Origin of the sequence: Micromonospora andamanensis (assembly GCF_016863495.1) — a bacterium.
Lineage (GTDB): Bacteria > Actinomycetota > Actinomycetes > Mycobacteriales > Micromonosporaceae > Micromonospora > Micromonospora andamanensis.
The window spans coordinates 1-10243 of record NZ_BOOZ01000075.1; the positions used below are offsets into that span (position 1 = coordinate 1).

7 protein-coding genes are annotated in these 10243 nt (G+C 72.1%); 4 read left to right on the forward strand and 3 right to left on the reverse strand.

Translation table 11 applies throughout. The annotated features are described in order from the left end of the window. From Van01_RS31335 to Van01_RS31345, 3 genes are all read right to left on the reverse strand, one after another. Positions 1 to 1055 (reverse strand): serine/threonine-protein kinase (locus Van01_RS31335; protein WP_373306313.1); only part of this gene is annotated, 1055 nt, incomplete at its 3' end. A gap of 71 nt (positions 1056 to 1126) precedes the next feature. Then, positions 1127 to 2458 carry a glycosyltransferase family 4 protein gene (locus Van01_RS31340; RefSeq protein WP_204015313.1) on the reverse strand — a complete coding sequence of 444 codons (1332 nt, stop codon included), beginning with the start codon at positions 2456 to 2458 and terminating at the stop codon, positions 1127 to 1129. A 140-nt stretch (positions 2459 to 2598) separates the two neighbouring features. Next, complete coding sequence (locus tag Van01_RS31345; protein WP_204015315.1) at positions 2599 to 4533, reverse strand: amylo-alpha-1,6-glucosidase; 1935 nt, start codon at positions 4531 to 4533, stop codon at positions 2599 to 2601. A 41-nt stretch (positions 4534 to 4574) separates the two neighbouring features. Here Van01_RS31345 and Van01_RS31350 point away from each other — a divergent pair, with 41 nt between their 5' ends. The 4 genes from Van01_RS31350 to Van01_RS31365 all read left to right on the forward strand — a co-directional run bounded on the left by Van01_RS31350 (position 4575) and on the right by Van01_RS31365 (position 10232). Further along, entirely contained in the window at positions 4575 to 7277 is a 2703-nt protein-coding gene (locus tag Van01_RS31350) for an MGH1-like glycoside hydrolase domain-containing protein (RefSeq protein WP_204015317.1), read from the forward strand. A 276-nt stretch (positions 7278 to 7553) separates the two neighbouring features. Next, entirely contained in the window at positions 7554 to 8138 is a 585-nt protein-coding gene (locus Van01_RS31355; RefSeq protein WP_239099409.1) for a TetR/AcrR family transcriptional regulator, read from the forward strand. Positions 8139 to 8374: 236 nt separating this feature from the next. Beyond that, positions 8375 to 9397, forward strand: coding sequence for an acetyltransferase (locus Van01_RS31360; RefSeq protein ID WP_204015319.1), 1023 nt, complete (start codon positions 8375 to 8377; stop codon positions 9395 to 9397). 160 nt (positions 9398 to 9557) lie between these two features. Beyond that, complete coding sequence (locus tag Van01_RS31365) at positions 9558 to 10232, forward strand: HAD family hydrolase (RefSeq protein WP_204015324.1); 675 nt, start codon at positions 9558 to 9560, stop codon at positions 10230 to 10232. The last annotated feature ends 11 nt before the right edge of the window (positions 10233 to 10243 follow it).

Consider the following 10243-nt stretch of genomic DNA (forward strand, 5'->3'; position numbering starts at 1 on the left):
GCCGGGTCGCCTCCGCCGGTCCGAGCCGGGTCGCCTCCGTCGGCCCGAGCCGGGTCGCCTCCGTCGGTCCGGGCCGGGTCGTGTCGGCCAGTCCGGGCCCGGTCGCCGCCGCCCGGCCACGGGGTCGGGGTCGTCGCCGCCCCCTCTGCCGCCCCGACCGACGGGGCGGTACCGGCGGGAGACGATCCGGCGGTGGGCAGGGGAGCGGTGTCCTCACCTGCCCGGTCGGGCTGGTCGGCCGGATCGGGACCGGCGGCGGCCAGCAGCCGACGGCGCGTCTCGGCGTGGCCGGCGCGGTGCGCGGGGTCGCGGCGCAGCAGCCCGGCCAGCACCGCCGACAGCGGCCCCGCGTGCGGTGCCGGGTCCGGTGGCGCGGAGGCCAGCGCGCTGAGCGTCGCCATTGCGGTGCTGCGGGCGTACGGGGCACGACCCTCGACGGCGGCGTGCAGCGTGGCGCCGAGCGACCAGAGGTCGGCCGGTTCACTCGACACGCCGTCGGCGGCCCGCTCCGGCGCGACGTACTGCGGTGAGCCCAGGATGGTGCCGGGCCCGGTCATCGTCTGGTCGCCGCCGTCGAAGACGGCCAGCCCGAAGTCGGTGAGCAGCACCCGGCCGTCATCGGCGACGAGGACGTTCGCCGGCTTGACGTCGCGATGCAGCACCCCGGCGTCGTGCGCCGCCCGCAGCGCGTCCAGCAGCGCCAGACCGATCCGGGCGGCCCGCTGCGGCGGCAGCGGCCCGTCGGCGTCGAGCAGATCCTGCAGGGTGCGCGACGGCACGTACTCCATCACGATCCAGGGCGCGTCCGCCTCGGAGACCACGTCGTAGACGCGGACCACGTTGGGGTGGCTGAGCCGCGCGGCGGTGCGCGCCTCACGCAGCGTCCGGGCGCGCAACTGGTCCAGTTCGTCGCCGCCGAGCCAGGCCGGCAGCACCACCTGCTTGATGGCCACCTGGCGGTGCAGCAGCTCGTCCTCGGCTCGCCAGACAGTGCCCATCCCGCCGCGCCCGACCAGATCGAGCAGCCGGTACCGGCCGGCGATCACCGCTCGCACGTTTCCCCCATCCGCCGCCGTCCGGCGTACACCTTAGTGTGGATCGGGGATCACCTATCCGACGAGTCCACTCAGGAGGCAGCCCCTCCCACGGCGAGGAGGTTGCCGTCCGGGATGGCTATCGTCTGCCGGCGCGCGGGCATCTCGGCGGCGGCGCGCCGGGAGGGCGGCGCAACGTGCTCGCGACGGGCCGCCGTGTACGTGTCGGCGGTGCGGGCGGCGATGGTGGCCCAGCCGTACCTGCGGCCCACCATGCTGCGTGCCTGCCGGGCGACCCGGCGGGCGAAGACCTCGTCGCCGAGGAGCTGTCCCACGGCACCGGCCAGCGCCGACGGGTCGCTGTGCGGGAAGGTGACGCCTGTGACGCCCGGTTCGACGATCTCGGCCAGCCCGCCGGTGCGGGCCACGGCGAGTGGCGCCCCGGCCGCGGCGGCCTCCAGCGCCACCATGCCGAAGGGTTCGTAGAGGCTCGGCACGACAGTCGCGTCGGTGGCGCCGAGCACCGCCGGGAGCTGGGTGTTGTCGAGGAAGCCGGTGAATCGTACGGTGCCGGCGAGGCCGAGCTGACGGGTGCGGTCCTCCAACTCGCCCCGGAAGGGGCCGTCCCCGGCGATCAGCACCCGCAGCCCGGGGTGCCGTACGCGTAGCTTCGGCACGGCGTCGACCAGGTGCTGCACGCCCTTCTCGTAGACCAGCCGGCCGGCGTACCCGACAAGCGGCCCGTCACCGGCGAAGCGGGCACGGGCCGACGCGACCGCGCGGGGCCGGGCCCGCCAGGCCCGGTCGTCGACGCCGTTGGGTACCACGTCCACGCGGTGCTCGGGCGTGTCGAACAGTGTGGTGACCTGATCGCGCATGTAGCCGGAGCAGGCGATGACCCGGGTCGAGGCGTTGCTGAGCCAGTGTTCGACGCCGTGGATGGTGCGGTTCATCTCCTCGGGCAGCCAGCCCTGGTGTCGACCGGCCTCGGTGGCGTGGATGGTGGTGACGAGCGGTAGGTGGAGGTGGTCGCGCAGGGTGATGGCGGTGTGGGCGACGAGCCAGTCGTGGGCGTGGATGACGTCGTAGGTGCCGGTGGTGGTGGCGTGCAGGGCGGCGCGGGTGAGGGTGTGGTTGAACGCCATGGTCCAGGCGAGCAGCGAGTTGGTGGCCAGCGGGAAGGCGACGGGGTCTTCGGCGGCGCGGATGATGCGGACTCCGTCGACGTACTCCTCAAGGGGTGCGCCGTCGGTGTGGCGGGTGACGACTGTGACCTGGTGACCGGCGGCGGTCAGGGCCACCGACAGCGCGTGCACGTGCCGGCCGAGACCGCCGACGAGGACGGGTGGGTACTCCCAGGACAGCATCAGCACCCGCTGCGAGCGTGCGGGGTTGATGTCGATCACGTCGGCGTTCGGTGACATACGCGCCCCCTTTGAGTTGTCTCCGCACAGCCTTCGGAAGCCCCCGGGACGGGGACGTTCGCGTTGCGGCCGGATCGGGACCAATCCTGGTCGTAGCTGGATAACCAGCGGAGACGTAACCGTTGCGGGGGTGTAAAGCGCTACCGGCGGACGCGCAGCAGCTCCGCGACCGACCATGCCTGGAACGGGCATCCGGTGGCGGTGTGCGGTGCCGTACCGTCGGCGGTCTCGCTCACCGACCCGAGGCCGTACTCGCTCAGGTGCGCCTCCAGACCGGTGAACAGGTCGTCGACCGGCAGCCCGGCCCGACGGCTGGCGTCGGCGTACGGGCCGATCAGCCACGGCCAGACCGTGCCCTGGTGGTACGCGGTGTCCCGCTCGGCCGGACCGCCCCGGTGCCGGCCCAGGAACCCGGGACAGTCGGGGGAGAGGCTGCGCGGGCCGAGCGGGGTGAGCAGCCCGGTGCCGACGTGGCCCACCGTCTGACCGTCCGGCTCCAGCGGCGCGAACGGCAACGACCAGGCCAGCAGCTGGTTGGGGCGCAGCAGGTCGTCGTCGTGGAAGGCCGCACCACCGAGCGGGTACGCCGGTGCCGGCGCGTCGACCACGTCGTGCAACCAGCCGGCCGGGGTGGGGAACCGGTCCCGGAACGCCTTGACCGCCCGCTGGTGCAGCCGGTGCAGCCCGTCGGCGTCCTGCCCGGCCAGTTCGGCGAGTTCGGCGATGCCGGCCACCCCGTTGATCCACAGGGCGTTGACCTCGACCGGCTTGCCGTGGCGGGGGGTGACCGGTACGCCGTACACCCGGGCGTCCATCCAGGTCAGGGCGGCACCCGGGGCACCGCAGGTGAGCAGCCCGTCGGCCGGGTCGACGGCGATGCCGTACCGGGTGCCGGCCAAATGGGCGTCGATCACCGCGCGTAGTGCCGGCAGCAGCTCGTCACCGAGGTCGGTGTCACCGGTGACTGTGACGTGTCGGCTGACCGCGTGCAGGAACCACAACGTGCCGTCGACGGTGTTGTACTCGACCCGACCGGTGTCGGCGGTGTTGGCGAGCATCCCCTCGGACAGCGTCGCCGCGTACGAGCGCAGCAGCTCACGGCCCAGGTCGGCCCGTCCGGTACGCAGGAAGAGCCCCTCGTAGGAGATCATCGTGTCCCGCGACCAGGCACCGAACCACGGATAGCCGGCCACCACGTCCACTGCGTTGTCGTTGGTGCGTACGACGAACGCGTCGGCGGCCAGCGCCAGGGTCGCCTCGACGTCGTCGGCGGGCCGGGCCGCCGCCACCACCTCCCGGTTGCGTCGCCGGGCCGCGGCGACCACCTCGACGGCCGGCGGCGGTGCCGGCGCCGGATCATGGGCCCAGGCCAGCACCGACAGCGTGTCGCCGGGGCGGTGCAGGGTGTCGCGGAACTGGCCCGCGTACCACAGGTCCTCCTCCGGGTGCAGGCCCCGCGCCGCCTCCTCGCGGTGGTAAACGCCCCGCCACCAGTGGCCCTGCGGCGACCAGCCGGGCCCGGACAGCCGGTACGCCCCCTCGATCACCGCGCCGCCGTCGACCGGGTCCATCCGCAGCGGCGGTCCGTCGCCGCGCCGCTCGCCGTGCGCGTCCCGCCAGGTGCAGGCGGCGGCCAGTTCCAGCTCGACCGGACCACCGCTCACCAGCCGGTGTACCACCGCCACACAGGAGCGGCCGGGCAGCATGGCCAGCTCCCGTTCGATCACCACGTCGCCGATCCGCCACCGCCAGCGCGGCAGCCCGTCGGTCAGGTCGAAACGCTCCAGCAGCTCGAAGCCGCGCGGGTCCACGTCACCGGAGGCCCACTCGTGCGCGCCGAGGCGCACCCGGGCGCCGGAGGGCAGCAGCACCGCCGGATCGAGGCTGACCAGTCCCACCTTGCGGGAGGCCGGAGTTTCTCCCGGGATCACCAGCAGCCCGTGGTAGCGGCGGGTGCGCAGACCGGCGACGGTGCCCATGGCGTACCCGCCGAGGCCGTCGGGCACCAGCCACTCGCGGCTGGCGGCACTGGTCAGCTCGCCACAGACCTGCGAACCGTAGCGAATCTCGATCAACTTTCCTCCACCGCGGCGAGGTGTAACACGACACGACGACAATGGCCGCTGTGGTCAAGTACCCCGGCGGCGTCGAAGATGTTCAGGTGATCACTGACGGTTCGCCCTCCGCTCCGGCCCCCGACGTCGAGCGGATCCGGCTCGCCCAGGCCGATGCCGGGGAGCAGGACTGGCGCGCATGGGGTCCCTATCTGTCCGAGCGGGCGTGGGGGACGGTACGGGAGGATTACAGCGAGCACGGCACGGCCTGGGACTACTTCCCCCACGACCATGCGCGGTCCCGAGCCTACCGGTGGTCCGAGGACGGCATGGCGGGCGTCTGTGACGACCGGCAGACGTTCTGTTTCGCGCTCGCCTTGTGGAACGGGCGCGATCCGATCATCAAGGAGCGGATGTTCGGCCTGGGTGGCGACGGCGGCAACCACGGCGAGGACGTCAAGGAGTACTGGTGGTACGAGGACTCCACCCCCACCCACTCCTGGATGCGGTGGCGTTACCACTATCCGCAGGCCGCCTTCCCGTACGACGAGCTGGTCGCGGTCAACGGCCTGCGGGGCCGGGACGACACCGAGTACGAGCTCGTCGACACCGGCATCTTCGACGACGACAGGTACTGGGCGGTGACAGTCGACTACGCCAAGGCCGGCCCGAGCGACATGTGCATCGTGGTGACGGTGGTCAACCGCGGCGAGGAGGCCGACCGGCTGCACGTGCTGCCGCACCTGTGGTTCCGCAACACCTGGGCGTGGGGGCTGCCCGGTGGTGACCGGGTGCCCCGGATCGTCGGGTCCGGGCGGCGGCTCGTCGGCGAGCACTGGGTGCTCGGCCAGATCGTGCTCGAAGGCGACGGCGACCCGACGCCGCTGCTCTGCGACAACGACACGAACGCCGAGCGACTGTGGGGGCTGTCGAGTCGTACCCCGTACCCGAAGGACGGCATCAACGACCATGTGGTCGACGGCGCGGAGACGGTGAACCCGGGCCTGGAGGGCACCAAGGGGGCACTGCACTACGTGCTGGACGTGCCGGCCGGTGAGCAGCGGCGGATCCGGCTGCGGTTGACCCGTACCGCCCCGCCGCCGGGCGACGGCGAGCCGCCACCCGCCGACCTCGGCGACGGTTTCGACGCGGTGGTGTGGGCCCGTCGGGCCGAGGCCAACCGGTTCTTCGACGCGGTCATCCCGGCCAAGGCCAGCGCCGACGAGGCGTTGATCGCCCGGCAGGCCATCGCCGGGCTGATGTGGGGCAAGCAGTTCTACCACTTCGACGTCAAACGGTGGCTGGAGGGCGACCCGGGGTCCACCCCGCCGGCCGGTCGCCGGCACGGGCGTAACAGCCACTGGTGGCACATGACCAGCTTCGACGTGATCTCCATGCCGGATCCGTGGGAGTACCCCTGGTACGCCGCCTGGGATCTGGCCTTCCACTGCGTGAGCATCGCCCGGGTCGACCCCGGCTTCGCCAAGGAGCAGCTGCTGCTCCTGCTGCGTGAGTGGTACCTGCACCCCAACGGACAGATTCCGGCGTACGAGTGGGCCTTCGGCGACGTCAACCCGCCGGTGCACGCCTGGGCGGCGTTGAAGGTGTTCGAGATCGACGGCAGCCGGGACCACGACTTCCTGGCCCGGATGATGCACAAGCTGCTGATGAACTTCACCTGGTGGGTCAACCGCAAGGACACCGGCGGCAACAACGTCTTCGAGGGCGGGTTCCTCGGGCTGGACAACGTCGGCCCGTTCGACAGGTCGGCGGCGCTGCCGGTGGCCGGGGTGCTGGAGCAGTCCGACGGCACCGGCTGGATGGCGATGTACGCGCTCAACCTGCTGGACATCGCCATCGTGCTCGCCGAGCACGACCGCACCTGGGTGGACACCGCGACGAAGTTCTTCGAACACTTCGCCTACATCGCGGCGGCCGCGTACGACCAGGGCCTCTGGGACGACGAGGACGCCTTCTTCTACGACGTGCTGCGGCTGGCCGACGGCACGAAGGTGCCGTTGAAGGTGCGGTCGGTGGTGGGCCTGCTGCCACTGGCCGCGGTGACCCGACTGACCGCGCGGACCCTGCACCGGCTGCCCGAGCTGGGGGCCCGGCTGCGCTGGTTCCTGACCAACCGGCCCGAGTACGCCTCGGTGGTGGGCGCGCGGCGGCTCGGCCCGGACGGGCGGCAGCAGCGGCTGCTGTCCATGTGCGGGCCGGAGCAGGTGGTGCGGCTGCTCGCCCGGATGCTGGACACCGACGAGTTCCTCTCCGAGTACGGGCTGCGGACGCTGTCCCGCGCCCACCTGGACAAGCCGTTCGCGGTCACCCTGGGCGGGCAGGAGTTCTGCGTCGGCTACGAGCCGGCCGAGTCGACGAGCGGCCTGTTCGGCGGCAACTCCAACTGGCGCGGGCCGATCTGGATGCCGACGAACTTCCTGCTGATCAGTGCGTTGCGGGACTATGCCGCGTTCTTCGGCGACGACCTCCAAGTGGAGTATCCGACCCGGTCCGGGGTGAAGAAGACCCTCGACGAGATCGCCGACGACCTGTCGGCCCGGCTGATCGCGCTGTTTACCCGCGACGGCTGGGGCCGCCGGCCGATCTACGGCGCGGCGCAGTTGTTCCAGACCCACCCGGACTGGCGTGACCTGATCGCCTTCCCGGAGTACTTCCACGGCGACAACGGTGCCGGCCTGGGCGCCTGGCACCAGACGGGCTGGACCGCCCTGGTCGCCGACCTCATCCTCACTCTGCGCCGCTGACCGGGCTGACCGGCCGCAGCGGGGTAGATGCGATCCACAGTGTCGTCCCCGGTGGGTATGGTCACCGCCATGGGTGACTTCGTGCTGCGGCGATGTCGCCGGAGGTGGATGAGCTGGTCACGGCCCTGCACACCGCGTCCAGCGACGAGGAGCGGGCTGCCGTCTGGGGGCGGTACCACTCGACGGTGATCGGCCCACCCGGGCCCTGACCGGCATTCAGTCGCCAATCCGTCGCGACGGGATGACCCTCCGTGACGCGGGGCTAGCATCGACTGCGTGTTCGGAGCAGACGAACCCGGCACCGGGCGGGACGGCGACGCCATCGTCACCACCGCCCGGCAGCTGGCCGAGGCCGAGGGCCTGGCGGCGATGACCACCCGCCGGCTCGCCGAACGCGCCGACGTCGATCTCGGTGCCCTCTACCAGCGCTTCGCCGACCGGGATGCGGTGGTCGCCGCCGTCGCGGTGCGAGGCTTCGCCGACCTGGCCGCCGCGCTGACCGAGGCACGTGTGTCTGTCGGACGCCCGGGTGAGGTCTGGCCGGAGGTGATGGCGGCCTACCTGGATTTCGCGTACGCCAATCCCGAGGTCTACGACGCGATGTTCGCCCACACCCCGGAGCTGACCCTGGGCGCGGAGCAGGTTCCCGAGACGGTCGCGGCCACCTTCGCCGAGCTGCGCACCGCGCTGACGCCCCTGGCCGCCGGCCGCGACGCTGACATCCTCGCCGAGCTGGGTTGGAGCCTGCTGCACGGCATGGTGATGCTCACCCGCGGCGGCCGCCTACGCCCCGACACCCAGGACCACCGCGAACACCTGCTCAGCCAGGACCTCTTCCACCCCCGCCCCTCGTCCCGGTGATCAAGAAGTTTGCGTCAGCTTTCGTGCGCCGGGACGACGCAAACTTCTTGGTCAACGGGGTGGGTCGGGCGGGGTGGGCGGGGTGGGTTGCGGGGGGTGGGGTGGGGGCGTAGGTTCGCTGGCACGCCGTCGAGTGGGAGAGGAGGTCAGAACAATGTCCGATGTTCTGCGCCCCGTCCGCGCCCCGGCGTCCACGCGGATCTGACCCGGGGCGTCGCTGTCCCGGAGGATCTGCCATGACCGATCTGGTCGTCCGCCCGCTCGTCGCGGGCGAGGAGAAACTGTTCGACTCGATGCCCGACCCGCTGCCGCAACTGCGGCAGATCAGCTACGCCGACGGCATCGCCGGTGGCGGCTACCGGCCGGAGCACACATTCGTCGCGCTGCGCGGCGACCGGGTGGTGGGTCGCGCCGCGTGGCTGCTGCTACCCGGGTCCGTCGGTGAGCCGTGGCTGGAACGGTTCGACCTGGACCTCGGGCCGTCCGCCGATGCCGCACAGTCGACCGGCCCAGCCGGGTCGGTCGACACCGCGCGGCTGGTCGACCCGACACGGCCGGTCGGTACGGTGCCGCAGGTAGGTGCCGCGTTGCTGCGCGCCGCGCACGATGCGCTCGGTGGCCCGAAGGTGTACCACGCGGCCCTGCCGGCGTACTGGCGTCGGCAACCCGAGGTGCGGGCCGTCGCCGAGGCGTCGATGGCCGCGGCCCGACTCGCGGGACTTGTCGAGCGGGGGGAGCGGATCAGGCTCAGTTGGGCGGGCGGGCCACTGCCGACGCCGTCGGGCCGGTTCTCGTGCCGTCCCGCCGCCGACGCTGCGGAGATCGGCGCGCTGGTGGCCCGGATCGTCGAACCGGTCGTGCTCACCGGCGCCGAGACCGCCCGCGCGGTCGCCGGGGTGGACCTGGCCCGCGACCCGCTGGCCTGGTTGACCGGTACGCCACCCGGCAACTGGCGCGTCGCCCTCGACGGTGACGAACCGGTGGGCCTGGCGGGGCCGACCGCCGACGCCTGTTTCCCGATGATCGCCTACCTCGGCCTGCTGGACGACGCGGTCCGGGACGGCACGGTGCGGAACGACACGGTCCGGGGCGGTACCGCACTGGGCGAGCTGGTGGCCGACGCGGTCGCGGCGCTTGCCGCCGGCGGGGCGTACGAGGTGGTCGCCGACGTGGACGCGCACCGGGTGGCGGTGTTGGCGGAACTGGAGCGGACCGGCTTCCGGCGGATCCGCTCCCGGGTGGTCTTCACCCCGGCCTGAGCCGATGATCGTCTGCATTCCAGTGACCCGACACGCCAACCCGACGGTCACTGGAATGCAGACGATCAAAGACGGGGCTCGGTTATCCGGTGGTTTGCCGCGCGCCGGTTCGCCTAGAGTCCGCGAGGTGACGCGTGAGGCAGCCATCGAGCCGGGCCGGGTGCTGGTCTTCGACGCCGACGACACCCTCTGGGAGAACAATGTCGTCTTCGAGCGGGTGATCGACGACTTTCTGAAGTGGTTGGACCATCCCACCCTCGACCGGGCGCAGCTGCGGGCCGTGCTCGACGACATCGAGCGGGCCAACACCGTCACCCACGGGTACGGCAGCAAGGTTTTCCTGCGCAGTCTGCGGGACTGTCTGGAGCGGCTGCGTCAGCGCCCGGCGACCGAGGCGGAGCGTCGCGAGATCGACGAGCTGGCGGTGGCGCTGGTGACCCACCAGGTGGAGCTGATGCCGGGGGTGGCCGACGCCCTGGACGAGTTGGCCGGCCGGCACGAGCTGCTGCTGCTGACCAAGGGCGAGCGCGAGGAGCAGCAGCGCAAGCTGGACGCCTGCGGGTTGGCGCACCACTTCTCCGCCGCGCACATCGTGGCGGAGAAGAACGTCGAGACGTACCTGTGGTTGGCCGGGCGGCACGGGCTGGACCCCGCTCGGGCCTGGATGATCGGCAACTCACCGCGCTCGGACATCCTGCCCGCTCGGGCCGCCGGCTGGAACGCGGTGTTCATCCCGAACGCCAACACCTGGGTACTGGAACATGACGAGCTGGATCCGGCGGACAGCGGCGTGCTGCACCTGAACGCCTTCCCGGACCTGCTGCGGCACTTCTGATCACCACTGAG